Below are 24,853 nucleotides of genomic sequence, written 5' to 3'. Positions count from 1 at the left end.
TTTTAAATTAGTTTCGTTTTGTAAATGAGCGGCGCATCTTGTAACTTCGTTTCTGCCAAGGCTTGAAAGTCTTTGATGTACGGTTGCTCGTTATGCAAGCTTAAGGCAGCTTCATCTTGCCAGATTTCATAGAAGGTGAAGCGTGATGGATCTTCAAGATCTTGATGTAGATCATATTGAAGGCAGGCTTTTTCCTGTCGGCTGTGCATGACCATGCCCTGCAATTTATCTTTTACTTCTTCTGTATGCTCGGGCTTGCTTTTGATTATTGCTATTAAATGAATTTTCATATACATTGTTTCTTTTCTAACGAATTAAGAAGCCTTTAGCTCATGCAAGAGGGGGGTGAACACTTCCTGTAAATGGGAGCGATACCGTGTCATATCGCGATCCACTTGCACATTTTTTTCGACATCGTGAAAATGGAAGCTTTTCAGAGGTTCCATACCGGTAAACGCGTTCATCCGGTGAAAGCCGAAGAGTGGACCTTCATCTACGCTGTGCTGTTTAAAGAACTCACCGGGAAGTGTAAACGCGGTTTCAGGAGCATTCCAGCTACTTGTTAGCATGTATCTTCTGCCGTGAAGCATTCCTCCTGTTCCGTAGTTGATTTGTGGATTAGCTGATCTGCGGCCATCACTTCGGTATATTCCGCGTTGATGTCCTTGTGTGAAAACCTCGTCTATGTACTTTTTAAAACCAAAAGGTACTTGAAACCACCAGATCGGTGTGTGATAAACAACGAAGTCTGCCCAAACATATTTATCTACTTCTTCTTGAAGATCATAGCCATCGGCAATGTTAGTAATTTTTACCTCCGCTCCAAGGTTACGGAAAAAGTTGGCTGTTTCGAGGGTAACTGTATTGTTAAAGCGGCCACCGGAATGACCGAAACTTTGTGCTGCATTAATAATAAATATTTTTTTCATGTCCATTTTCTTTATTGACAGCACAAAAGTAGAAGGCAATTTTATATTATAAAAATAATATAAATTATTATCTACTATAATAATGATGATTATTTGGTTGTTTGCGTTGCCTTTATTAAGGACAAAGAAGTTGGGCCATATGCATTAAAATTTAATTTGTTTCAAATCTTGATCCTGCCTTATAATACAGTTCGGCAAGAGCCTTATTATAAGTAGCGATCAGATCTTCCTTTTTCATTTTCATATCGATCAGTTTACTCTCCCGAGTATTAATGATGAAAAGTGTGCTTTCCCCTAGATCGAATTTTTGCAACTCGCCGGTCAAGAGTGCTTCTTGATTATGAATGCTTGCTGCCTGTAACTCAAGTTGTACGCTATAAGCGGTAAGATCGTTATATTTACTCGTTATATCATTCTTAATATTACGGCCCGTTATGAGCAAATCATATTGTAACTGTTCTTGCTTTAACTTCACTTCCTTAAGTTTTCCTCGTTCAGTCCGAAGAAATAGGGGAAAAGCAAACTCAAGTCCAAACTTGTAATTACTCCAATTGAAGTCGTAATAATCAGGTATATATTCGTTGAAGTTCCTGCGACTGGATAGTAAAGTACTGGATACATTTAATTTGGGTTTCAGCATTTCTTTGCGATAACGTTCTTCGATGTACAATTGTTGCTCTTTGCTCCAAAGTTTTGATAGCTCGGGATGTATTTCTTCTGCTTGTCGCAACAGATTTCCGAGGGTAGCCGGGTTTGGTGATAGTTCCGTATGGTCTATCGTTGATGGAACTGCATTGTCAGGCAATTCCATCGGTTGCTGCGTAGCATCCCATAAATGATTGGATAGAATGAGTCGACTGTTCTTCAACACAACCGTGTACTTTGCCAGCTGCATTTTTCGTTCCTGAACCGTTATTGCTGCTTCTACCGAATCAATTGGGGGTTTGTCACCCAATCGTGTTTGCATACTAATTGCCTTAAATCTTTCTTCCGCAAGTTTGACGCCATCTGCCAACAAGGTATATTGCTGGAATGCATAATACCAATCCCAATAGTCTTTAACAGCCAGAAACCAAATCGCATTTATTTGTTTCAGTTGTTCTGCTTCTGCGTAACTGACCATAATCTTGGCCTGCTTTAATGTATTGCGTCTGCTATCAATGAGCAAACCCTGCCCTAGCGGAATACTGATGCCAAGTCCGGACAAACCCGCTGTAGAGGTGGTGGTTTCCGGATTTGTGTAGGCGCCTACATTCCGATCATAAGCCAATTTTAAATCTGCTCCCGCTAACCAGACAGGTATTTTCAGCTCGCTATTCCAATGATTGTAATAGTGCGTATTACCAAAATGTTTGTTATTAAAAGCTGCTTTCAACGCAGGATCAAATTTTCCACGCGCTTGTGCAACCTGTGCCTTTGCTGTTTCACTTAAAAGTTTCGCTTGCTTAACTACAGGATGATTGGCCATTAAAAGATCTTCTAAATCATCGAGCGTAAACTCCCTTAATTCGGAACCGCGAATATTCTCTTGCGCTTGGCTTATTGATAATCCAACGAAGATCGCCAATAAAATAAGTATTGTTTTCCCTGTCATAATCCCTACTTTTCCGTTGGTTTTGGTTCTTTCTCTAAACTTGGTGGAAAGCCATTTAGCTGACGCCATATTTCGTACCAGAGTGGTACGGCATTTAAAATAACTCGGCCGTATACACCGGAGCCTAGTCTTAATTGCTTTGGCCAAGGTTCGTCCTTAACGGGAACCGGCGTGGTTGGTTTGATAAGTAAGCGGTATTTTCCATCCTTGCTGCTAACTTTGTCAATAACAGCTACTTTACCGGCAAACGTACCGACAGCTACAGAGGGCCACCCCGAGAATTGTACGGATGGCCATCCTTCGAATTGAAGACGTGTATCACTTTCATCAAGAATGAGCGGTACATCCATCGCATTTACGTATAATTCTACCGCCATCACCGTTATGCTAGGCTGTAAGGTAGCGATCGATTCGCCCTCTTTAATGTTCTCACCTATACCTGCTTTCAGTGTTTTTACAATATATCCGCTCTGTGGAGCGCGTACAACATAATGATCCCGTCGTACATCGATGTTAGCAATTTCGTTTCTTAATTTAGCAATATCACCCTGTGCTGAAGCCTTACCCGAGAGTGCAGAACCTAGATCTGATTGCGCTTTGGCCAACGATTCATTATATTTAGCCTGAATATTATCGAGGTCAATTGCAGCATTGATCAAACTTTGCCGAGAATTTGTGAGCTTATTTTGAGCACTTATGACTTTTGCCTCATCGTTTTGCAGATTTAAACGACGAGTTTCAATATCGGTAAGTGAAAAAAGTCCATTCTTATAGCCTTGTTCGTAGCGTAGCAAGCGTGCTTTACTGGTTTCATAGAAACTTTCGGTAGCTACCAGATCCGCACTATCTATTTTTACCATGTTTCGCGCCTGTATAACCTTGTTCCGTGCAGCCTCTAGCTGATAATGTAGTCCCTTAGTTAAGGCTTCGATCTGCGCTTTTGTTGCTACCATCTTTTGATCCGCAGCCATCTCACTGCTCTTTTTGGCAGATAGTTGTTCGTTCAATCGTTGTGGTAATTCGGGATCAAAGTAGGAGGGTGCCGTTTCGGAAATTACCAAAATCGTATCACCTGCTTGTACTTCATCACCATCTTGTACCGCCCAGTGTTCAATACGACCCCCAATTTGATTTTGAATGGTTTGTGGTCTTTCCTCAGGTTTTAATGCAGTTACGGTTCCTCTACCAGGGATCGTCTGTCGCCAGGGCAAAAATAATATAATTAAGAAAAGAGCTCCTGCGAAAAGCAATATTCTACCAAGAAGAATCGCTCCTCGGTTTTTTAATAATTGATCGCGTCCTGCGGTGGAAAGACTTTCCCACTTGTTAGCCGCTATCCGGCTACTCATTTTAGTTTCCATGATCGGCCTCCTCATCCAGTTCAAGATCTGTTACAGTTGCTAGCTTGACACTACCGGTTAACATGTCGAAAATCGTGTCTAGATTCGTTAGGAGCTTTTCGATGGCATATCCAATCTGTACAATGACAACCTCTGCGGCAACGAATTGCCCGAAAGTCATTTCCCGTTCAACCACAAAATAAGAGCCGAGTAATAACATCGCACCGAAAAGAATCGTTCGAATGAGCACAGAACCTGCAAAAAAGCGCTTTAACACTTTGAAATGTTCGTTTCGAGAAGCAAGATATTTACTCGTAATATGATCCGTATCGGTAATTACTTTTTTCATCATCTCGTGGTTACCTCGATAATTGTCAATATGGGTGGCGACGTCTTCTAAATAGGCAACGGTTTCATATTTATGTGCAGATTCTTCAATACTTGAATCGAGCCCGCGCTTGTAGTAGATAACCAAGATAACGGCTATAGCAACGATTACAACGAGACCAAAACTTAGGAAAACGGGGTGATAGAATGATAAGAGGATAACACTAAAGAAAATGGTAACGATTGCCGCCATAATATCAATCAATAATTTTATAATTCCTTTCTGAATGATAATAACATCGAAGAAACGGTTCACAAGCTCAGATAAATTCTCACCTTCCAATTCTGAGGGCTTGATCCGTGGGAGACGGTAAGCAAATTCGAGTGACGATTTTAAAAAGATTTTTTGTTCGAGGTATTCGACCAAACTCAGTTGTCCGATGAGTAAACTTCCTCCGAGTACAACACCGGCAATGACGATCATGATGAGAATATAGGTCGAACTATACATAGCACCATTGCTGAGCAGGTTGAAAATGGCGGTAATTCCAATGGGAATGCTTAGACTAAATATCCCGATGATAATTGCATATAGAAAGATGTAATTAATGGTCTTACGTTCGGGATGCAACATGCTGAGAAGCCGTTGCAATGGCGTAGGCGTAAAACCTGCGTGCTTTTTCTTCATAAAATATAAATAAAATGTTAGGGTGATTTTCTCGTTCGAAAAAAGGGAATTTAACAGGCTAGGTCGGGAGGCGGCGATGGAACCGAAGCGAAATGTGGAATACAATAGGCAAAATCATGTGAATTTCCCGAATTTTCGCTACTTAGCTCTACGACCCGGGCATTGCTCTCTTCATTTTTCGCAAAAAATTCAAAGGTTTTTTGTTGCTTTTCCGGATCTTTCTTTTCCTCTTTTTCGGACTTTTCCGAATCGGTGCAAATCTTAAAGCTCGAAAAGTATTTCTCCTTTACAATAGCGGTTACAGTTCCGATCATTTTCAATGCAAATAAGCTGATTAAGAATAATCCGATGGTGTGACGTAAAAGGGCACTTCTGAAGAATTGCAACATGTTACAAATTTAGCGGCGCTATTATACGAAGATGTCAGCAAATTGTTAAGCTTTCGCAACTAATATGATGTGATTTTAATGGTATTCTAATAAACGAGGTGGTTTTTAGACTAAAATCTATAATAATGGTGGATTTTATATATATTTGCTTATTATAGGTCGAATTGCAGAAATTCCTGCCGAACCTTTCAATAAGTAAATTAGTAAATAAGATACTAAAGACGCCTGAGATGAAAATAAGACGACTCTTATTAATCGGACTATTTACGAGCCTTGTTTTTTGCGCAATGGCTAAAGAAGTGCGAGATTCCGCGCAAGTCAAAGATGTTGACCGCGGTTATATTGTTCAGGTTGGCGACCAGGCGCCAGATGATTTTGAATTGGTGTTACACGATGGTCGTAAGACTTCGTTAAAGGCCTTACGAGGGAGGATTGTTATCCTGCAGTTTACAGCTTCTTGGTGTGTTGTTTGTAGGAAAGAGATGCCTTTTCTCGAGCGTGATATCTGGCAAGCTTATAAGAATAAAGATGTAGTATTGATTGGCGTTGATCGTGACGAACCGCTAGAGACGGTTTTAAAGTTTCATCAGGACATGGGGATTACATATCCCTTGGCGCTGGATCCAGGGGCTGCCATCTTTCAACAATTTGCCAATAAAAAAGCCGGGGTGACGCGAAATGTGCTGATTGATCGCACAGGTAAAATACGTTTTCTGACTCGGTTGTATGATGAAACTGAGTTTGCCCAATTGGTTCAGGCAGTGGATGAATTAACAAAAGAATAACCCAAATCGTAACGATGACCAATTATATGCAAGTACATTTCACTAAACTATTTTCTTTTCTCTTCCTTTTTTTTACCTGCACAATTACCGCACTTAAGGCGCAACCAGGGGAGGTGTTGGAAGAGCGCTTCGATGCCTTATTACAGAAAGAGAGCATTGGTAGTAATATTCAGGAATTATCGGCCTTTCCCCATCATCTGGGGTCCGCCAGAGGAAAGGTGGTTGCGGAGAAAATTTTAGATTGGTTTAAAAAATACGGTTGGAATGCCGAATTAGAAACTTACCATGTGTTGTTCCCGACCCCCCTTGAACGGCAACTTGAATTATTGGCTCCAACGCATTACCGGGCCGTATTGAAGGAAATGCCTGTCACAGGAGACCCTGTGTCCAATCAGGAAGATCAATTGCCGACCTATAATGCTTGGGGTGCTGACGGCGATGTAACGGCGCCACTTGTGTTTGTAAATTACGGTTTACCGGCTGATTATGAGCAATTGGAGCGTCTGGGAGTGAATGTAAAGGGGAAAATCGTGATTGCCAAGTATGGGAATAGCTGGCGCGGTATAAAACCCAAGATTGCTTATGAGCACGGTGCCATAGGCTGTATCATTTACTCTGATCCGAAAGAGGATGGTTATTTCCAAGGTGCTGGTTATCCGGATGGACCTTTTAAAAATGAATACATGGTGCAGCGAGGCTCTGTTATGGATATGGTCGTTTATCCCGGGGATCCGTTAACTCCTTGGGTCGGCGCAACAAAGGATGCAAAGCGTCTGACGAAAGAAGAAGCGACCACTATTCTTAAGATTCCTGTATTACCCATCAGTTACCACGATGCGAAACCTTTATTAGAGGCCCTCGACGGACCTGTGGTGCCGGCAGCCTGGCGGGGTGCGCTTCCTATTACCTACAGAGTAGGGGGTGGGAGCCAGTCTAAAGTGCATTTGAAGGTAAAGCAAAATTGGAACATTGTACCGGCCTATAATGTGATCGCCAAGATCAAGGGCAGTACCTTTCCTGATGAGTGGGTTGTTCGTGGCAATCATCACGATGCGTGGGTTAATGGCGCTGACGATCCGGTGGCGGGTTTATCTGCTATGTTAGAAGAAGCAAAAGCTATTGGAACGTTGGTTAAGCAGGGGTTTAAGCCAAAAAGGACACTTGTTTATTGTGCTTGGGATGGTGAGGAGCAATCTTTGCTCGGATCAACGGAATGGGTAGAACAACATGCAAAGGAGTTGGAGCAGAAAGCGATAGCATATATTAATACAGACGGTAACGGCCGTGGTTTTTTAAGTGCCGGTGGGTCACATGCATTGAAGGATTTTGTAACGGAGATAGCAGGCAGGGTGCGCGATCCCTTAACAGGTAAAACGGTATTGGACCGAAAACTGGCGCACTCGATTGTATCGGCAAGTTCTTTACAACAAAAACAAAGCTTGCTCGAAAAAAAAGACTTTGATTTGCAGGCGTTAGGGACCGGTTCCGATTATTCTGCGTTTTTACAGCATCTTGGAATACCAAGCCTTAACTTTTCTTTTGGTGGAGAAAGCGAAGGAGGTGATTATCATAGCATCTACGACTCATATGCACATTATACCCGATTCAAAGATCCGGACTTCAGTTATGGAGTTGCCTTGTCTCAGGTTGCAGGTAGAGCTGTTTTACGATTATCGGAAGCCGATGTCTTACCTTTTCACTTTGAAGGTCTGCAGGAGGCTGTTAAAAACTATATAAAGGAGATAAAAAAACTGACTGATGATCTTCGTCTTTCTTCTGCAGTTGAAAACCGTTTAATAAATGACTCTGTATATGCATTCGCAGCTGATCCGAAGGAAACTTTCGTACAGCCTAAACTCAAGACAGCCGTGCCTACATTTTCTTTTGATGGCTTACAAAATGGTATAGATAGCCTCGGCAAGGCTATTGAACGTCTCAAGCAAAGGCAGCAACGTTTCGAAGGAGGTAAAAAAACGCTGGAAATAGCAAACCAACAGCTTTTTCAAGCGGAAAAATCTTTGCTATTAGAAAAAGGCTTGCCCCGACGCCCCTGGTATCGGCATAGTATTTATGCACCTGGATTTTATACGGGCTATGGAGTTAAAACATTACCTGGCATCCGTGAGGCTTTGGAGGAGGGGCACTATCAAGAATTTGAAGAACAATTGCAATTATTAATTGGCACGATTCATAAGCTTAGGATACAACTTGACCGTATTTTTATATAAACTTGAATTCGATTATTCTTGATGTGCTAGGTGAAGATGACGATTGTAATCTCCCCAATCTAAAATATTAATGAGGTGCCTAATTTTTGTATCTTTGAATTAATTAACTTATTGATGGATGGAGAAAGCAGAAACCTTACAGGAATACTATAGGAGGACATGTCGGAAAATGCCACCCGATTTGTTAGAAGGAGGTGGTAATAATGCACACTTCAATGTGTTAAAAAGAAACAATTGTTATGCAAGTTTGCACTTTTCCCGTAAAGATTATTACAAGATCTGTTTGACACAAGGTAAGGCCGTTTTACATACGGATAACGGTACAATTGCCATTGATAAACCCGCCATTTTCTTTTCCAATACCAATGTGAGATTTGGCTGGGAAAATACGTCGCCGGCACAAAAGGGTTACGTATGTTTATTTAATGATTTATTTATAGGCAATGAACTCAGGAAGGCCCTGTCTAATCTATTTAATTTGTTTCGTAATGATGTATACTCTTTTCTTTTTTTGGAAACGGAACAATACGATTTATTATCTCAGTATTTTGAATGGATGCTCAAAGAGTATAATAGTGAGTTTGTTTATAAGAAGCACATTATTGAAGATTTTCTTCGTTTAATCACTTACACGACTATTAAGTTGCGAATGGGGCAAGGCGTATTGGAAAAAAAGGTGCCCGACAGTGATTTGGTGAACAGGTTCTGTAGCCTGCTGGAAAAGCAATTTCCGATCGAATCACCGGATAATGCACTGACTTTAAAAAGCCCGGCCGATTATGCATTACAGCTGCAGGTTCATGTCAACCATTTGAACTATAGTTTGCGATCGTATTTCGGTAAAACAACCAGTGATCTTATTCAAGAGCGGATCATCCAGGAAGCACTCGATTTACTGCAGTATAGTCATTGGCGAATTACGGAGATTGCCTTTAGTCTAGGATTCGAATATCCACAACATTTTAATAATTTCTTTAAACGGAAAACTGGTAAAAGTCCAAAAGAATATCGGAGCCTTTTATTACATGATATTTGATTTCATTAACTAATCTTTGATTTGCTTATTTTTCTATCGATTCCTGCCTCCTAGTTTTGTATCTCTAAAAAGTGGGGTATCATGAAGCTATATAACAGTAAATATGAAAAGATAAGTACCATATCGACTTTTATTCTAATTCCCTTGTCGGGGCTTGTTACGGATGTTTATATTCCCTCGTTTCCCGAAATGCAATCCGTTTTTCATACCACGGCGGCCGGTATTCAGCTGACACTTTCTTGCTTTTTGATCAGTTATGGTATTACCATGTTCGTTGCAGGGAGCTTGGTAGATAGTTATGGAAGATATAAGATTGTATTAGGCGCTTTATTGTTATTTGCATTGAGCAATTTTTCAATCGCTTATGTACATGATCTTTACTTCCTCTATGCGATACGCATATTGCAAGGGATACTGACTGCGTTGATCGTGGTTGCCAAGCGCGCTTTCTTGGTTGATATATACGCTGGTGAAAAGCTGAAGCATTATATGGGCTTACTTTCGGTCGTTTGGGCACTCGGTCCTATTACAGCTCCTTTTTTAGGTGGATATTTGCAATCCTATTGGGGTTGGACATCCAACTTTATTTTCTTGGGCTTCTATGCCTTGTTTTCATGGCTGTTAGAGTATATTTTCTGTGGAGAGGCCATGCGCCTGACACAAGCATTCCGCATACCTACTATTATTAGGAGCTATCGTAAGGTATTGGGAACAGCTGAATTTTCATTGGGACTCTTCGTTTTGGCTGCAAGCTATTCCATGGTTCTGATTTTTGGTATGACGGCTCCCTTTATTATTGAAGACCAATTCCATTTCTCCTCTGTCGTAACGGGTTATTGTGCGCTCATCTCGGGTTTAGGTCTTTTTATCGGAGGAATGCTAGCAAAACAATTAACCAGTCGCCCATTACTAAAAAAACTGCGTGTGGCCAATTTTACAGAATGCATCATCGCTATTACGATGTTTTTTACCGGTACCTTGTTTACTAATCTATATGTGCTGATGTTTTTTGTATTAATAATGCATATTTGTTCGGGTTTCGTTTACAATGTTTATTTTACCTTCTGCTTAACACGTTTTCCGCAAAATGCCGGCATATCAAGCGGTATTACCAGCGGAGGTTCTTATCTAATTACATCCGTATTAAGTTATAGTACGGTGAGTCTAGTTAAAGTCAGTGACCAGTGTACCTTGGCAATCTGTTATTTTGCCATGGCTATTGTGATATTTTCGCTGTTGCAGGTGTTGAGAAAGATTCGGATGAATGGAGAGAGCAGCACGATCAAAGAGATTTAATTGTTATCTTGCTATGCTTTTTATCTGCTGATGTTTCCAACCCTGCAGTGACAATTGTGATAATTAGTGATGGTAAGCACGATCTCGTACAATGAAGAGATCAATAAGGATATTAAAACATATGATAATCATTCTTCTCAGCGCCGTCGTTTTGTTAACGATTACGGTTTTCTTTTATATTCGCCAAGATAAATTCGGTCAAGCACCTTCGGGAGAACGATTGGAGCGAATAAGGCAATCACCGAATTATCGGGACGGGCAATTTCAAAACTTGCATTTTACACCTAATCTAACAAAGGGATACTCTTTTTTCGGTATACTTTATGACTTTCTTTTTGGTCGGGATCCAAGAAATAGGCCTGTTGACCGGCTTCCATCTGTGAAAACAAATTTGCTGCAATTGGATTCTGACGCGAATCTCCTGATTTGGTTTGGACACTCTTCCTATTTACTGCAGCTGGATGGTAAACGTTATTTGATAGATCCTGTATTTTGCGGAAATGCCTCACCTATTCCAAAATCGAATAGAAGTTTTAAAGGAACCGACATTTATACTGCTGCAGACATGCCGCCTATTGATTACCTGTTAATTACGCACGATCATTACGATCACCTCGATTATGAAACCATCGTAGCTTTGAATAACAAGGTATCGAAGGTGATTTGCGGATTGGGGGTGGGGGCACACTTGGAGCATTGGGGTTATGATACTGACCGCATTATTGAAAAAGATTGGAATGAACGTGTCGTATTAAATTCCCTAACAACCTTGCATACCTTCCCTACACGTCATTTCGCTGGCCGAAGCTTTAGCCGAAACAACACGCTTTGGCTGTCTTTTTTACTCGAAACACCGACACGAAAAATTTATATAGGAGGGGATAGTGGTTATGATACCCACTTTTCTGCGATCGGTAAGCAATTCGGACCGATTGATTTGGCCATTCTCGATAACGGGCAGTACAATGTAGCGTGGCAGGCCATACACATGCTTCCTGAAGAAGTTGTGATGGCTGCCAAAGACTTAGGGGCTAAACGCTTTTTTCCGGTACACTCATCAAAATTTGCACTTTCGTTACATCCTTGGGACGAACCTTTAAAAAGGATAAGCGCGCTCGCGAAATCGGAAAACTTATCATTCATTACACCTATGATCGGCCAAATAGTAGCACTTGATGACGATACGCAACGTTTTCAGGAATGGTGGAAGGAAATCCGGTAAAACAATTCGATGCTCGATTTGTTAACACAGAAACGATAAAAAAATGGGATTATTTAAGACAATAATACTTGGTGCTGCGGCCTACGGAGCTTATAAGTATGTGACAAAAAAAGACGCAAATGGTCGATCGATGGTGGATGATATAAAAGATAGAGCACCTGCTTGGAAGGAAAAGATCAAGCATTTCAAAGATGAAGTGGAGCAGGAATTTAAGAAAAAAACAGCCAAGGAATACTGATCATCGGATCCTGCTTTTCAGACACGTTCCTTCTTCGGTTAAAAACGATAGGACAAATTCATGCTCAGCGTAGCACCATTGCCACGAACATATTCTGCATCTATGGCGCGATATTGGCTAACCACTGGATAATACGAACTGTTTAAGAGATTTTCGACACCCATTCCTAATGAAAGCTTGCTATTGATTCTATACAGCGCAGATAAATTGACTAAGCTGACCGCATCTACCGGGCCTTCGCTGTTTGCATATAAACCGTTTGACCGAGGTTCGAAACGATCTCGGCTACTGGTATACACCCAATTTAATTTAAGATCGAAAGCTGCTGACGGACGAAAAGCAAGGTAAGCCGTTGCTTTGGGTGGAGCAATACGAATACCATTCATATATACTTTGGTTCCGTCTTCCTGCTCTGACTTACCTTCTACAAAGGAATAGCTGGCACCAACTGTCCATTGTGGATGGAGGAAAGCGTCGGCAGTTACTTCGTAACCGTATACACGTTCAGGCTCGCGTTGTGGTACTAAATAACCACCTACGTCAACCAAATTAGCGCCAAAATTAGAGGTGCTTATGTAATAAGCTGCGGTAAGATGGAGGATATCAAAACGACTGCTGATACCGATTTCGTAATTATTGGTGATGATGGGATCGGTTTCAATACTTTCCAAGGTACTTTGTGTGGCTCTGCGGAGAATACGTCCTAATTCATTAATGGCAAAACCTTGCGAAAAGCTAATGAACGGGTTTAAGAAATCATATTTATTGTAGCGTAAGCCAACATTGAACATGGTGGCGTGGTAAGGAATTTTTCCTCCGGAAACGGCTATGCTACCTTCTCCATTAGGCCCCGTAGCAATGGTATTGAAGTCTTCTACTTTTACACGGGCATTCTCATAACGAACACCGCCCTTCAGCACTAGATGATTCCACATATCAAGTTTAAGCTGTGCGTAGGGTGCAAGGTTAACCATGTCCATATCTGGGATATAGACGCGTCCATCCGTTAAAATTTGATTGGTTCGGTCATTTAACAGATCGAGTCCATAGGTAATCTCTGCCTGAAAGTTATCATTTATCGTCCAAGGCGTATTGAGGTTTAAGCGTATCCCTTTTTTAAAAGACTGAATTTTTGTTTGCCCCGGGCCATACCAAGCAGTTCCCTGTTCGACATAGCGATTCATGGACACGAAGCGATTGTAATACGCTGTTATGTCCAGGGAGGTGTTATAGGGCAATGCATTATGGTGATAAGAAAGAAGAACGTTGTGGTTGTAAGGTGTTCCCGCAGGTTCACCCGGGTCATCGCCTTTAATGCCGACAGAAGGTGTTTCTCCATATTTTCCGATCGCATTGATATAATCACTGTGTTGAACGCTTCTAAAGAGGTTATACGATGCTGTAAAAGCACTGTGTTCATTTGGCTTATAAGCGAGTTTAATAAACGTGTTATAGAGTTTGTTTTCACCTAGACCATCGGCTTGTGCGTTCACTTTCCCTTTGGCGTCTTTTAATACGCCTGTATAATTGTAGGTTCCGCTTACAACATAGGAGAATTTATCAATTGTGCCTTCAAATAGTTGTGATATCCGATATCCGATCGTATTGGAGGGGTAAGCCAAATTTCCGCTTGTTCCAATACTGGTAGCTCCGCCGAAATGTTTACCGGTCTCAGGTGTTTTGGTAATAAAGTTAATGATACCGCCTCCTGATCCGTTGCCGTATATGGAGGTAGCTCCTTTGATTACTTCCACTCGCTCTATAATCGCGGGATCAAGTGTGCGGATATCACGTGCACCATTCATCAGGGGAGTGGATTGAGGAATCCCATCGATCAGTACCAATACTTGTCGACCGCGTAAAGTCTGTCCGCTATTTGTTGCTTTGTTCGTTCCGGTGCCCAAGCCGGGAATGGTATTTCCTAAGATGGTTGAAATGGATGGATTGATATTGCTTTGTTCTTTGACCTCTTGTGCATTGAGAATGCTGATAGATGAAGGCACTTCATCAATGCTTTCCGGCTTACGTCCAGCCGTAATCACAACCTCATTGAGCACTATATCCTGGCTCAGTATAATTTCGACCTTGGCTGCTTTGCTGGAGCTGAGTTGAATTGTTTTTGTCGTTTCTTTGTAGCCAATATAACTAACAACAAGTTTATAAGTTCCTTCCGACAACCCATTTAAGGTAAACTTACCTCCTTGATCGGTTTTCAAACTTGTTTTTCGTAGATCGGTACTGTCAAGTAGGTTGATAGTTACATCTTGCAGTGGCGAACCTTTATCATCGGTGACATGACCTTCTAACGTTCCCTCTTGTGATTGTGCAAAGGATAATGACACGGCTAATAAGTATAAGCTGGCTAAAAGTAAAAATTGCTTCATTTACGTCTGGGTAAGATGCTTGAAATTTAATCGGCACAAATGTATAGTTATTTAGACCTATTAAAAATAGCAAAATACGGGATGACAATAATATGACAAAAATAAATAAGCTAAAATTCCTTGTTACCGAATTCGCTTTCGGGTAGTTTTAGCTTATTTTTCAACTTATTTAATTGAAAACTAAGGTTCAAAAGCAAGATATCTTTTTCGTAAATATAGTTCGTAGTTGTATAAAAATCAGTACCAACGGTAGTAATTCGTTGCTCATTGGCGTTAATGAATCCCATATCGATGTTTTGCCATTGAAGCTGCGCACTGAATCGACCGTCCATAAAAGTTTTCTTCAATGCAAGGTTGGGCGTTACAAAACGCGAATCCTTCCCTTGAGCCGTAGGACGGGCCGACAAATAATTCAGATTTCCCTGAACGTTAAGCGTCGAATTTATTTGATAGTTTGTGTTAAAATTGATGGTATAGACCCAATCGCTGTTCTCAACATGGACTTCTTCGTCAAATAAACTTCCTTTTATCTGATATTTATACAAGTTTGCGCCGACATAAAATTGCCATCGCTTCGTTGCTTGCGCATTGATACCGGCTTCTAGACCATAGCTATAAGCCTTGCCTGCATTCGTATAAATACGATTTAAAATGGTATCTGTGTACACGCTGTTTACGCGTTGAATGGGGTTTTTAATATCCTGGTAGTATAAGGTTGAAAAAAATGATCCCTTTTTGAAAGTTTTAATGAATCCGAATTCTGCTAGATAAATAAACTCGGGTAATAAATCTGCATCTCCCTGCTCCAATGTCTCCGAATGTTCGCGTTCGGGTATGGGGTTTAATTCGAAGTTATTTGTGCGCTGCACTCTTCTACTGAAGCCAGCTTTGCTCTGCCAGCCTCGACTGAGCGTATAACGTATATTAGCAGACGGAAACAGGTTGTCCAAAGTCAGTGCATGAGGTGCTTCTTCCTGTTGTAAATCTACGTTTCGTTCAGCGTGTTCATAGCGGAGACCACCACTATATTCGAGCTTTTTATGCTTACCCGCATACTGACTATATAGGGAATGAATCGAATTTCTTGTGTTTATCAAACCGGAAAATTCGGGATCAACGATGAAAGTTTCTCCTTGTTTTGTTGCGTAAATAAAATCCCCATTTTGTTTGTCTTCTCTGAATTGATAACCACTTTCCCAATTCCCTTCACCGATTTTTACCGAATAATCCAGTTTAGCTCGTAATCCGTTGAGCGGATTTTTATAGGTGTTCAAGGTATGTTGAACGATCGTACTGCCCTCGATATTTTTATTATCTGTCGAACCGTATAAATCGGCATATTCGTAAAGCACCGAAAGGGATAGATTCGATTGATCATTAAATTGATGGGTGTAGCCAAAATTTCCAAGTACAAAATTGCCTTGTTTCGTTTGGAGATTGGCATTGAAATAAGAAGTTTTTCCTATAATTTCCTGTCTTTCTAAAGCTGTTTTTGTATTGTTGTAGTAAATATCAGCTACCCGGTCCTGAAATTTATGTCCTGCAAAAAAACCGAGCGAAAACGTGTTCTTGTCATCGGCCTTTAATTCAATATTAAAACGCCCGCCGTAATTATACTTATCAAAGCTGCGTTCGCCATTGGAGGGAAACGTTGTTTTAATTTGATCGATAATGGTATAAACATCGCCTTCCCTGAACCCTGCATTGTCATTGCGCAGGTAGTTAGCACTTGCCGTGAGATCCCATCGGTTATTTTTATAGTTGAAGGAAACATCGGCGCCATAACGTTTTTGACTTTCTTTATTATTGTAATCGTTAAAGCTGGGAAAGCCCGTTTGCAGGTTTATTGCAAGGAAAGAGCCATTATCCACCCCGGTCTTTGTAGTAATGTTGATAATTCCACCTTTGCCGTCCGGATCGTATTTCGCCGAAGGCGCTGTAATCAGTTCAATGTTTTCCACAACATTAGCGGGAAGTTGACTTAATATGGTTTGTGCATCCGTTTGTACTGGTTTGCCATTTATCAACACGAAAAAACCGCTGGATCCTCTTAAGGTAATTTCTCCTTGGCCGTTAATTGCGATGGACGGCATGTTCTTAATGAGATCAATCGCGGTGCCACCTTTTGCCGTTTCGAATTGCTTAGCCTTATATATTTGTTTATCGATCTTATGGTAATTTAGAGTGGGTTGATCAGAAATAATTACCTCGTTCAAAAAGGTCGCGGATGGTTTCAATTCGATTGCTTTTATTTCTAAATGCTCGCCTGCATGCAGGGGTGCCAGTTTAATTACCTGTGTTTCATAGCCTAAAAACCGTATTTTAAGTAGATATTGCCCCGCTTTTAAGTTGGCGAGTGAGAAAGAGCCGCTTTCATCAGTCATAACCCCATCGACGAAGGCCGTGTCACGATCGTTTTTATGAATGCTTACACTGGCGTAGCTTATGGGCTTATGGCTTAACGAATCGTATGCCTGACCAGAAATCCGGGCTTCTTGTGCTACTGTAGAAAAAGAAAGCGAAAATAACAAAATAGAAAATATGTACAGATTTTTCATGCCAGCGCTAAACTAAGACAGTTATGGCGAAAAAAATGGTGAAAATCGATCTATCTATGGTAATTTATGGGAAAGCACGAAAATGATGGGGGGTTACACCAGCGTGCTTCTTAAAAAACTTCACGAAATAAGAAGGGTCATTAAATTGCAGTCGGAAGGCAATCTCGCTAATGGTGAGGTTGCTAAATTGTAAATAGCGCTTGGCTTCGGATAAGGTAAAGGCTTCGATCATTTTCTTTGCAGTTTTTCCTGTTATATTCTTACAGATGTCATTAAGTGCTTTAGATGGAATGTTTAGCTTTTCAGCGTAGAAGCTGATGTTTCTATTTGTTCCCTTATGGGCAGCGATTTGATCAATAAAGAGTGTATACAGATCAAGGTATCTATTATCTAGATCTTGTTTAAATCCTTCTTGTAACAGCGTACCCAAAATACTCTTTAATAAACCCTCGATAATTAGATTTTGGAAGCGTTGTTCTTGTAGATAGGCATTATATAGACTTTCAAAAAGTGTTCGAATTGTATGTAGTACATCGTGCTGGAGCGGCAATTGTTCAATTCTCCAGAACAGATGGAACAAGGCTTTCAGCTCTGTATCTTTACTGTGATTTATGAATTCATCTTTTACGATCAGGACAAAGCCCTCCGGTTCACTTACCATATCCCAAGCGTGGATCTGGTCCTTCTTGAGGATGAAGATAACCGGTGCTGCGATCGGATATCTCGCACTATCTATCTGATGGATGCCGTCGCCTTTCCATAAAAAGATAACTTCGAAATAATTTTTATGCTTGTGAGGCTCGGTGTGTCGGATGTGTTTTCGGAAAGGTGCAATTTTAAATGTTTTGTCTAAACCTATTTTCTCTTTTATCTTAAATGCCTGCATTCCTCATTTTCTATATGATTCGTCTATAAAAATAAGAAGGAGCTATCTAATTACATAAATATTCTCGATAAAAATAGTAGACTAATTGCGGCGGATAGGAGAGGCGAAAAAATAGATTTACTTCCAATATCCACGCATATTTTTTACATCTTTAATTTGATGTCAAACGCTAAGTCCATTGTCGTACCAGCTTCGTACCTTGTTCGTTTGGATAAGGATATCGAAGGGATCAAATGGGGATCAATAGGGAGTTTCCAAGCTTGTCGGTCGGGTGAAAGTGCCGTTTGATCCCTCGTTGATAGCTTTTTACAGCCATATGAATATGAATACGTATCTCGTTTGTTTTATAGGCTAGATGTTAAACCCTTGTCTCTGAATTAGGTCAGCTACTTCGGAGGTAAGTAATATCGTCCACTGCCAGGAGGCTGATCACGAGTTCACCATTTTTATTGAGTCTTAAATGTCTGTTGGGCCTCATACAAGCAGTCTGGGTTTTGATATCCAGCCAATTTGGTGAGTCTCGCTATAACGGTAATCCATTAGTTTCGTATAGAATTGGCACTATGTTCTGTTTGCCGCCGATCCAAAGAATGCTTATGATTGACTTGATTAGAGGTCGGAGGGTACATAATTCAATTGGTCAATCAATGTAACTATACATTTCAGAATATAATAAGACAATCTTAACGGAGTTTCTTCCGAAAATCGCTATCATATATTCTTCAAAAAGTATTTTTCGATAATTTCAAAAATTGACTTATAATTGTTGTTTTTTTAAAAAAAATGTTATTTTTGAAAAAAAAATTATATAAATTATGAAACTAAACTTATCAAGTAAATTATTTGCATTTTTTACTTTAGTGATTTTCGGCTGTAAAAAGGAAGGAATTTCGAATAATGCTCCATTGTTTAATGAAAATCTTATAGGGACTTGGAGTGTTGAAAGTATAAAAAATGTAACACTTAATGAAGGAGAACCGATAGACTCGGTAATAGTAGGAAAAACCAATATTTCCATAAAGTTTGATGAATCTAAACTGTGTATCATCTCTAATAATCAAACGTCGTCGGACATCGAATATACTCTTTCTCACATCGAGGACAACGAATTTATTGTTACGATTAACAAGGAGAAGTTTTTCTATTCCAAACAGGGAAAAGACAGAATGCTTGTTAGAAATACATCTAAAAATGGTGAAAATCAGGAAATAATCCAAATGGTATATAAAAAAATAAAGTAATTGACGGAAGTGCAAATGACAAAATTAAACCCAATTAAGAAAATGAAAAATAAACTTTTACTTAGTTTTATGTTATTGATGATAACGTCGTATTCTTTTGCACAGTTACAATTACTGGACACAAGGACAATAAATACTGCGTTTTCAGTGAACAATCTGTCATCAGAAATTTACGGTTGGTCATTCGTAACAATCCCAGACGGATCTGAATTGGCTGGTATTGGAAATCCTGTTCAGTCGAGGTGGAGAGGAACCGTCGAATTGAAGGCCATTAATATAAGAAACGGCAGCCCCCTCCCTTATGCTCCCAACAAAAAGGCGCAAGCGATAGTTATAAAACATGATTTCTTTTCAAAACCTGGCTATTATACAATTACAGTCGAGTATGCCCTTACTGATAATCTTAGCACCAGTGGGAATGGACACCCTTCGCAAAATAGAGATCCTTTCATAGAATGTTATATCTTTAGGGAAAGGTTTCCATGGCATACGGCTCCACAGTTATTTGAGAAGGCAGGCCAACCATCTATAGGCTTTGAAGGTAAATCAATTATGAGCTGGGAGTACTTACCTGGTGGTTCTAGAATGGCCAGAGCGAGTGTTGGTGCCCAAGGACTTTTACCAGATCCAGACGAGGCCGTATATGGAAAACCAGCATATATAGTCATTAGCTTCGCACCTAGAAATACTGCAGTTTCTGATTCACATATGACGATGAATATTATACGTATACGACTGTATCGATACGGTTATAATTTTGGTCCTATTATTCCATAGGGGACTGATTAGAGATAAGACTTGACCGGCATAAGGAAGTGTGTAAAATTGATTTAAGCTAAACGTATTCTTAAGTGTCAAACACTACCGTCCAAAACTTTAAAACCACTAGTGTCCGGTTAAAATTTGTAACAGAAGCATTTACTGTAGCAAACAGGATTTAGAAGCGGATTGGGGAAAAATTTTAATAGCATGGTTATGTCTGAAAGATATTTAACTGTTCGTGATTTGGGGGAGCTAATTTATTCCAATCGATATTAGGATTATCCAGAAACTTAAATAGATTAATATAAGTGAGGGCGTGGTGTCTTACAAAGGAGGCGATATTGGAGAAAGCCCATCTACCTTCTCCTTTGGCTGTCAGGGTAATTTCTTCCCTGTCAAGATATTTTATCGGCTGACTGACCAGTGGCTGTCCACTGAAATAATTACTTTGTTCATACTTTTTGGTGTGACAACTCAAAAGTATAAATCTCGGAGCGGTTTGATTAATTTCTACTGCTCCTTTTTATTTTTCGCCGGGCAACAATGATTTGAAATAAACAAATGTTTTTGCGTGAACCTCTAGATACCTATACTTCATCGCTGATGTTAACCACTTCAATTTCAAATACTAAAGGTGAGTTGGCTGGGATTTTGTCTCTTGACCGAGTGTCATAGCCCCAAGGTGAAGGAGTCGCAAAACGAATTTTTGAACCTTTTTTTAGTCCGTTTGCAGTTAAACCACCGGTTCTATGGTTTTGACCATTGTAAGGAATTTCTTTTGGTAAAAAGGCCGAGTGCCACGCTAAAACAACAATATCTCGGCTTTGATCAGCCAAATTTATTTTCAACGTTTTATTGTTTGCCGATTCTTCACTGGTCTCGCCAAAAATAGTACCGTTTAACAATTGCCCTTTGTATTTGACCTCAATGGTAGGAGCAACGATTTGGCCCATAGAATTGCGTTTGTAAGTATAAGAATCCTGTTGTCCGGGAGCTAATATTTCAAACCAAATGCCGGTCGTTGTATCGCGAATTGGGTTTTCCCATTTATCTTCCACATATGCCTTCAATAAGGGCGTCTGTTCTGCAATCAGTTTTTCGATACGTACTCTTTCGATGGAATCCTGTCTTTCTTGTTCTCTTTGTAGCTCATCAAAGTCAGTCTTGTTACAGGCTGAAAAGGCGATTACTGCTCCAAAAAGGAGGAATAAAATTTTGTTTGTGTGTTTCATTTATATATATGTTAATTTTTTCTTTGGTATTATTCGGCTTGATTTATGATATCTGCATAGCCGTATTGGTCTTTTAACGTTTATGCGCAGGCTTTCGCTACAATAAATTGTTTTAGCGGAAATTGATATTGATAGCGTCGGATAAATCTAACCTGCCTGATTAAAAATTAATGGTTTTCTGCGATTGAAAATGAATGAATAAGACCTTAGTTTCGTGATAAATCATAAAACAAAAGGAACGAATGAAATTATTAATAAGCAGCATATGGTTCTTATTCATCATGGGCCCCTTATTTGGCCGAGACGATGGCTCGAAGGAAAAACTCTTTATAGAGGTGGATTCCAAAAATGAACAAGTGTTGAAAACAGCGGAAGAACTAGCAAACCGATTAGCGGAGTGGAATTACTGGACACTGGTCTCCACATCGGACAAGGCCGATTTGCTGCTGAAGATGAATGTGGAAGCATCGAAGGGCATCACCGCCACGTCATGGGGAGGAACCTCTTATGCATTGACTGCAAAAATAGTAGACAAAAAAGGGGGAGTGCTTTGGGAATCGACTACCTATAAAGCAAGTCCGAATGGAACAAACGGATTCAATGCAGGCAAAGCGGTCGTGAAGAAGTTAATGCGCGACTTAAAAAAGAGGTATGTCGTGAAGTAGTTCCGTACCATTATTGGTTAACTTATCCGACGTTTTGAAAATTATTTTTACTGATTCTAAATAAAGGGCTGGATATTTTTATATTTGCGTTCTCTTTAGAATCAGTTTAAATAATATTGCATGAAATATCAACTTTTCCTCCTACTTATTACGCTTTTCTCCTGCTCAACACTGACAGCACAAATCGATAAGCGGCAAGCGCAGCTACAGGGGATCGTCAAAGATCAACAGGGTGATCCGCTGCCCGGCGTGACCATTTGGTTAGACAGTAAATCAACTATCGCTAAAACCGATCAAGAGGGGCGTTTCCAATTTATTGTAGCATCAGGCGCACACAGCCTACATTTAAGTTTTATTGGTTATAAGCATTACGAGATGAATCTATCCGTAAAAGAAGGGGAAAACCTACCCCTGAATATCCAGCTTGAATCAAACCAAGAGGCGTTACAATCAGTGGAGGTGATTGGACGGAAAGAAAGCGGGTACAAGAATACCAATAGCTTTAGTGGTACAAAAACAGCAACACCCATTAAAGAAGTTCCGCAATCAATCAGTTATGTGACCAAAGAGACCCTCGATGATCAGCTTGCTTTTAAAACCAGTGATGCGATTAAGAACGTGAGTGGTGTGAACCAATATTCGTACAATAATAATGATTTTGTATTAAGAGGTTTCCGCGCCAGTAATACCTTGATAAATGGTTTGCGTATTTCCACCCGCGGCTGGGCACAGAATTTGTTACCTTATGTGGAGCGAATTGAGGTGATCAAAGGACCCGCGTCCGCTCTTTTTGCTAATACCGACCCGGGAGGTACGATAAACACCGTGACCAAAAAGCCCTTGGACGAGGCACGCAAATCGATCAGTTTTACAACAGGGAGCTATAATACTTATCGGACAAGCATGGATTTTACAGGGCCCATGAACGATCGTAAAACATTGCTGTACCGGCTTAACTTAGCCTATCAGAACGCAGAATCTTTCCGTATACTACAAGATGGCTCCGCATTGGTATTAGCCCCTTCTTTTTCTTTTATACCGAATGAGCGAACGCGCGTTAATTTTGATTTGGTGTATCAATATAATAAAGGTCGACTTGATCGCGGACAACCTATTTTTGGGGCATCCGCTGGTACGGATCTTTACTCGACACCCGTATCTTTTGCCGTTGGACGGAAAAATGATTACCAAAATGAGCTGAATCTTTTTTCAACAATCTCGCTGCAACATCGGTTTTCTGACCACATTACCTTCAACGCATCATACCTTAAATCTTTTTATGATGAAGACTTGTTGGAACACCGTACATCCAATCAATATGCGGTAGATTCAATTGGTAATCAAGTTCCAACTTTAATGGGAATGCAAACCATCCGTCGTTTGCGAAAGAATTATATTGATAACCTCAGTACCTATTTTAATTTCGACTTCAAAACAGGCCCTTTTGAACATAAATTATTGCTTGGTTATGATCACATTCAAGAAACATTTCCAAAAGGAAACTCCACCTATAATGCCAGCGGTTTTTTAAGTAGCGACGGGACACGGACTTATAGTACCTATGACCCACAGCACCCGGAGCGATATCAATTTATAAATAACATTCCGGTACCCAATGTACCTTACTTTGATCTAGCGAATCCGGATTACTCCATCTCCGAGATTTCGCAGTATATTAATGTTTCGCGAGAGGAAATGCCGACTAAATATTTTGTAAATGGATTATATGTACAGGAGCAATTGAAATGGAATGCCTTACAAATTCTATTAGGTTTTAGACAGGAATTTTATACTGATGTGCTTAACTACACAAAGGCAGATGAAAGGCATGTACAGCAGAAGGCGTTTATTCCAAGAATTGGTGTTGTCTATACGCCAATTGAGCCTGTAAGTTTTTATGCAACCTATACAGAAGGGTATCAACCACAAACAGTTAGCACTATAGGAGATCCGGAAACCTATGGCGGCCCCTTTGATCCATTGATCAGCAATATGGTGGAAGCCGGTGCAAAAATGGAATTTTTTAACAAGAATTTATCCGTTACTACAGCAATTTACAGAATTGAACAGAATAATATTTTAGTAAATGCGGGAGCGGAGGGAAACCCGGACCTGCTTCGACAGATAGGACAGCAACAGGCTAAGGGGGTGGAGCTGGAAGCCTATGGAAATGTAACACCCAATTTCAGTATTACGGGTAATTTTTCGTACAATATTGCCAAGATAACCGAAAGTGATGATGTAAGTGAGATCGGGAAGATGATGCCGAATGCTCCCAAGAGTCAAGGAAATCTTTGGATGAAATATAATTTTACCGGTAATGCCTTGGATGGAATTGGTGTCGCTTTTGGTACCAATTATGCCACGCGCAGAAATACAGACAGTGATATTTTACAACTACCAGCCTATTGGATAGCGAATGCTGCATTATACTATCGTATTGATAAATTCAAGATACAGGCCAATTTTAATAATGTATTTAATAAAACCTATTGGGTGGGTGGCTTTGATTTTAATCGACTTTTCCCTGGAGCACCTCGGAATTATTTAGTTTCGATAGGTTACACCCTCTAGGACGCAAATTTAAAAATGTCGGTATTACCGGGTGGGGTTGCCTGGGCAAATCTTGTTGGAGGCACTGCCGCAACAGCATCTGCTATGGGGGTATATCAATTAGCACAATAAATAGCTTCCGAAGAGTGGGATACCCACTCTTCTTTTTTTAATTTATATGTAATTGTGTGCAAAAAATTACAAAAGCGCATCATTCGTTGCTTTCTCAATCTTCTCGTTTAATATTTTGGTAATTTAGTTTGTCAGTATTAAAAAACCTATTATGTACGCGAGAAGAATAAACCACAATCAACGAAATGGTAAACGAAGACCTAGACACGGTGTTACTTTTTTGGAAAAACAAAATACGGTTGATTTTTCCAGTATATTACTGTTTTCACTAATCATCATCCTGTTAGTTTTTATTTTTTCAGTTGATGACAATGAAATTGTGACCTGGTTGAACACCTTTACGAAGCGATAAAATATACATAAACAGG

General features: G+C 40.2%; 22 protein-coding genes. 11 read left to right on the top strand and 11 right to left on the bottom strand.

The features are described 5' to 3' along the window. Positions 1–2: 2 nt before the first annotated feature. The 6 genes from RYH73_RS18540 to RYH73_RS18515 all read right to left on the bottom strand — a co-directional run bounded on the left by RYH73_RS18540 (position 3) and on the right by RYH73_RS18515 (position 5,267). The gene (locus RYH73_RS18540; protein WP_335314961.1) at positions 3–290 is read right to left on the bottom strand and encodes a putative quinol monooxygenase; all 288 of its coding nucleotides are present in this window, start codon (positions 288–290) and stop codon (positions 3–5) included. A gap of 24 nt (positions 291–314) precedes the next feature. After that, the gene (locus RYH73_RS18535; RefSeq protein WP_335314960.1) at positions 315–929 is read right to left on the bottom strand and encodes an NAD(P)H-dependent oxidoreductase; all 615 of its coding nucleotides are present in this window, start codon (positions 927–929) and stop codon (positions 315–317) included. Between the two features lie 151 nt (positions 930–1,080). Continuing rightward, positions 1,081–2,523 carry a TolC family protein gene (locus RYH73_RS18530; RefSeq protein WP_335314959.1) on the bottom strand — a complete coding sequence of 481 codons (1,443 nt, stop codon included), beginning with the start codon at positions 2,521–2,523 and terminating at the stop codon, positions 1,081–1,083. 5 nt (positions 2,524–2,528) lie between these two features. Next, positions 2,529–3,884, bottom strand: a complete 1,356-nt coding sequence (locus RYH73_RS18525; RefSeq protein WP_335314958.1) for an HlyD family secretion protein — start codon at positions 3,882–3,884, stop codon at positions 2,529–2,531. Beyond that, positions 3,874–4,878: an ABC transporter transmembrane domain-containing protein gene (locus RYH73_RS18520; protein ID WP_335314957.1), complete on the bottom strand. Its 1,005-nt coding sequence runs from the start codon at positions 4,876–4,878 to the stop codon at positions 3,874–3,876. Before RYH73_RS18520 ends, RYH73_RS18525 begins: the two co-directional genes overlap by 11 nt. Before the next feature lie 50 nt (positions 4,879–4,928). Further along, a complete protein-coding gene (locus RYH73_RS18515) occupies positions 4,929–5,267 on the bottom strand; it encodes a hypothetical protein (RefSeq protein WP_335314956.1) in 339 nt (112 codons plus the stop codon). Positions 5,268–5,497: 230 nt separating this feature from the next. On the opposite strand from RYH73_RS18515, the gene RYH73_RS18510 reads away from it, so the two are divergent. From RYH73_RS18510 to RYH73_RS18485, 6 genes are all read left to right on the top strand, one after another. Further along, positions 5,498–6,052: a TlpA family protein disulfide reductase gene (locus RYH73_RS18510; protein WP_335314955.1), complete on the top strand. Its 555-nt coding sequence runs from the start codon at positions 5,498–5,500 to the stop codon at positions 6,050–6,052. 14 nt (positions 6,053–6,066) lie between these two features. Further along, on the top strand, positions 6,067–8,280 hold the full coding sequence (locus RYH73_RS18505; RefSeq protein ID WP_335314954.1) for a M28 family metallopeptidase: 2,214 nt from the start codon (positions 6,067–6,069) through the stop codon (positions 8,278–8,280). Between the two features lie 118 nt (positions 8,281–8,398). Continuing rightward, complete coding sequence (locus RYH73_RS18500) at positions 8,399–9,316, top strand: helix-turn-helix domain-containing protein (protein WP_335314953.1); 918 nt, start codon at positions 8,399–8,401, stop codon at positions 9,314–9,316. A gap of 81 nt (positions 9,317–9,397) precedes the next feature. Next, a complete protein-coding gene (locus tag RYH73_RS18495; RefSeq protein WP_335314952.1) occupies positions 9,398–10,612 on the top strand; it encodes an MFS transporter in 1,215 nt (404 codons plus the stop codon). A gap of 121 nt (positions 10,613–10,733) precedes the next feature. Beyond that, positions 10,734–11,834 carry an MBL fold metallo-hydrolase gene (locus tag RYH73_RS18490; protein WP_335314951.1) on the top strand — a complete coding sequence of 367 codons (1,101 nt, stop codon included), beginning with the start codon at positions 10,734–10,736 and terminating at the stop codon, positions 11,832–11,834. 43 nt (positions 11,835–11,877) lie between these two features. Next, positions 11,878–12,072, top strand: coding sequence for a YtxH domain-containing protein (locus RYH73_RS18485; RefSeq protein ID WP_335314950.1), 195 nt, complete (start codon positions 11,878–11,880; stop codon positions 12,070–12,072). Positions 12,073–12,110: 38 nt separating this feature from the next. Here RYH73_RS18485 and RYH73_RS18480 read toward each other — a convergent pair whose 3' ends face one another. The 3 genes from RYH73_RS18480 to RYH73_RS18470 all read right to left on the bottom strand — a co-directional run bounded on the left by RYH73_RS18480 (position 12,111) and on the right by RYH73_RS18470 (position 17,900). Beyond that, entirely contained in the window at positions 12,111–14,456 is a 2,346-nt protein-coding gene (locus RYH73_RS18480) for a TonB-dependent receptor (protein ID WP_335314949.1), read from the bottom strand. Positions 14,457–14,566: 110 nt separating this feature from the next. Beyond that, positions 14,567–17,014, bottom strand: a complete 2,448-nt coding sequence (locus tag RYH73_RS18475; protein ID WP_335314948.1) for a TonB-dependent receptor domain-containing protein — start codon at positions 17,012–17,014, stop codon at positions 14,567–14,569. 64 nt (positions 17,015–17,078) lie between these two features. Beyond that, the gene (locus RYH73_RS18470; RefSeq protein ID WP_335314947.1) at positions 17,079–17,900 is read right to left on the bottom strand and encodes a helix-turn-helix domain-containing protein; all 822 of its coding nucleotides are present in this window, start codon (positions 17,898–17,900) and stop codon (positions 17,079–17,081) included. An 815-nt stretch (positions 17,901–18,715) separates the two neighbouring features. Here RYH73_RS18470 and RYH73_RS18465 point away from each other — a divergent pair. After that, positions 18,716–19,141, top strand: coding sequence for a hypothetical protein (locus RYH73_RS18465; RefSeq protein WP_335314946.1), 426 nt, complete (start codon positions 18,716–18,718; stop codon positions 19,139–19,141). A gap of 42 nt (positions 19,142–19,183) precedes the next feature. After that, on the top strand, positions 19,184–19,918 hold the full coding sequence (locus tag RYH73_RS18460) for a hypothetical protein (protein ID WP_335314945.1): 735 nt from the start codon (positions 19,184–19,186) through the stop codon (positions 19,916–19,918). A 196-nt stretch (positions 19,919–20,114) separates the two neighbouring features. On the opposite strand, the gene RYH73_RS18455 is transcribed toward RYH73_RS18460, so the two are convergent. Both RYH73_RS18455 and RYH73_RS18450 read right to left on the bottom strand, forming a co-directional pair. Next, positions 20,115–20,381 carry a hypothetical protein gene (locus tag RYH73_RS18455; protein ID WP_335314944.1) on the bottom strand — a complete coding sequence of 89 codons (267 nt, stop codon included), beginning with the start codon at positions 20,379–20,381 and terminating at the stop codon, positions 20,115–20,117. Positions 20,382–20,490: 109 nt separating this feature from the next. Then, positions 20,491–21,135 (bottom strand): FKBP-type peptidyl-prolyl cis-trans isomerase, encoded by a 645-nt coding sequence (locus RYH73_RS18450; RefSeq protein WP_335314943.1) that lies wholly within the window; start codon positions 21,133–21,135, stop codon positions 20,491–20,493. Positions 21,136–21,377: 242 nt separating this feature from the next. On the opposite strand from RYH73_RS18450, the gene RYH73_RS18445 reads away from it, so the two are divergent. The 3 genes from RYH73_RS18445 to RYH73_RS18435 all read left to right on the top strand — a co-directional run bounded on the left by RYH73_RS18445 (position 21,378) and on the right by RYH73_RS18435 (position 24,837). After that, complete coding sequence (locus RYH73_RS18445) at positions 21,378–21,800, top strand: hypothetical protein (protein ID WP_335314942.1); 423 nt, start codon at positions 21,378–21,380, stop codon at positions 21,798–21,800. Between the two features lie 120 nt (positions 21,801–21,920). Further along, on the top strand, positions 21,921–24,374 hold the full coding sequence (locus RYH73_RS18440; RefSeq protein ID WP_335314941.1) for a TonB-dependent receptor: 2,454 nt from the start codon (positions 21,921–21,923) through the stop codon (positions 24,372–24,374). Between the two features lie 262 nt (positions 24,375–24,636). Beyond that, positions 24,637–24,837, top strand: a complete 201-nt coding sequence (locus RYH73_RS18435; protein ID WP_335314940.1) for a hypothetical protein — start codon at positions 24,637–24,639, stop codon at positions 24,835–24,837. Positions 24,838–24,853: the final 16 nt, after the last annotated feature.

The sequence above is a fragment of the Olivibacter sp. CPCC 100613 genome, from assembly GCF_036959255.1.
GTDB lineage: Bacteria > Bacteroidota > Bacteroidia > Sphingobacteriales > Sphingobacteriaceae > Olivibacter.
This window is presented reverse-complemented; position numbering and strand designations above follow the sequence as displayed.

Bases quoted from the DNA above. Each gene is read 5' to 3' on its own strand.
- RYH73_RS18540 (WP_335314961.1), bottom strand. From the start codon at position 290: ATGAAAATTCATTTAATAGCAATAATCAAAAGCAAGCCCGAGCATACA.
- RYH73_RS18535 (WP_335314960.1), bottom strand. From the start codon at position 929: ATGAAAAAAATATTTATTATTAATGCAGCACAAAGTTTCGGTCATTCC.
- RYH73_RS18530 (WP_335314959.1), bottom strand. From the start codon at position 2,523: ATGACAGGGAAAACAATACTTATTTTATTGGCGATCTTCGTTGGATTA.
- RYH73_RS18525 (WP_335314958.1), bottom strand. From the start codon at position 3,884: ATGGAAACTAAAATGAGTAGCCGGATAGCGGCTAACAAGTGGGAAAGT.
- RYH73_RS18520 (WP_335314957.1), bottom strand. From the start codon at position 4,878: ATGAAGAAAAAGCACGCAGGTTTTACGCCTACGCCATTGCAACGGCTT.
- RYH73_RS18515 (WP_335314956.1), bottom strand. From the start codon at position 5,267: ATGTTGCAATTCTTCAGAAGTGCCCTTTTACGTCACACCATCGGATTA.
- RYH73_RS18510 (WP_335314955.1), top strand. From the start codon at position 5,498: ATGAAAATAAGACGACTCTTATTAATCGGACTATTTACGAGCCTTGTT.
- RYH73_RS18505 (WP_335314954.1), top strand. From the start codon at position 6,067: ATGACCAATTATATGCAAGTACATTTCACTAAACTATTTTCTTTTCTC.
- RYH73_RS18500 (WP_335314953.1), top strand. From the start codon at position 8,399: ATGGAGAAAGCAGAAACCTTACAGGAATACTATAGGAGGACATGTCGG.
- RYH73_RS18495 (WP_335314952.1), top strand. From the start codon at position 9,398: ATGAAGCTATATAACAGTAAATATGAAAAGATAAGTACCATATCGACT.
- RYH73_RS18490 (WP_335314951.1), top strand. From the start codon at position 10,734: ATGATAATCATTCTTCTCAGCGCCGTCGTTTTGTTAACGATTACGGTT.
- RYH73_RS18485 (WP_335314950.1), top strand. From the start codon at position 11,878: ATGGGATTATTTAAGACAATAATACTTGGTGCTGCGGCCTACGGAGCT.
- RYH73_RS18480 (WP_335314949.1), bottom strand. From the start codon at position 14,456: ATGAAGCAATTTTTACTTTTAGCCAGCTTATACTTATTAGCCGTGTCA.
- RYH73_RS18475 (WP_335314948.1), bottom strand. From the start codon at position 17,014: ATGAAAAATCTGTACATATTTTCTATTTTGTTATTTTCGCTTTCTTTT.
- RYH73_RS18470 (WP_335314947.1), bottom strand. From the start codon at position 17,900: ATGCAGGCATTTAAGATAAAAGAGAAAATAGGTTTAGACAAAACATTT.
- RYH73_RS18465 (WP_335314946.1), top strand. From the start codon at position 18,716: ATGAAACTAAACTTATCAAGTAAATTATTTGCATTTTTTACTTTAGTG.
- RYH73_RS18460 (WP_335314945.1), top strand. From the start codon at position 19,184: ATGAAAAATAAACTTTTACTTAGTTTTATGTTATTGATGATAACGTCG.
- RYH73_RS18450 (WP_335314943.1), bottom strand. From the start codon at position 21,135: ATGAAACACACAAACAAAATTTTATTCCTCCTTTTTGGAGCAGTAATC.
- RYH73_RS18445 (WP_335314942.1), top strand. From the start codon at position 21,378: ATGAAATTATTAATAAGCAGCATATGGTTCTTATTCATCATGGGCCCC.
- RYH73_RS18440 (WP_335314941.1), top strand. From the start codon at position 21,921: ATGAAATATCAACTTTTCCTCCTACTTATTACGCTTTTCTCCTGCTCA.
- RYH73_RS18435 (WP_335314940.1), top strand. From the start codon at position 24,637: ATGTACGCGAGAAGAATAAACCACAATCAACGAAATGGTAAACGAAGA.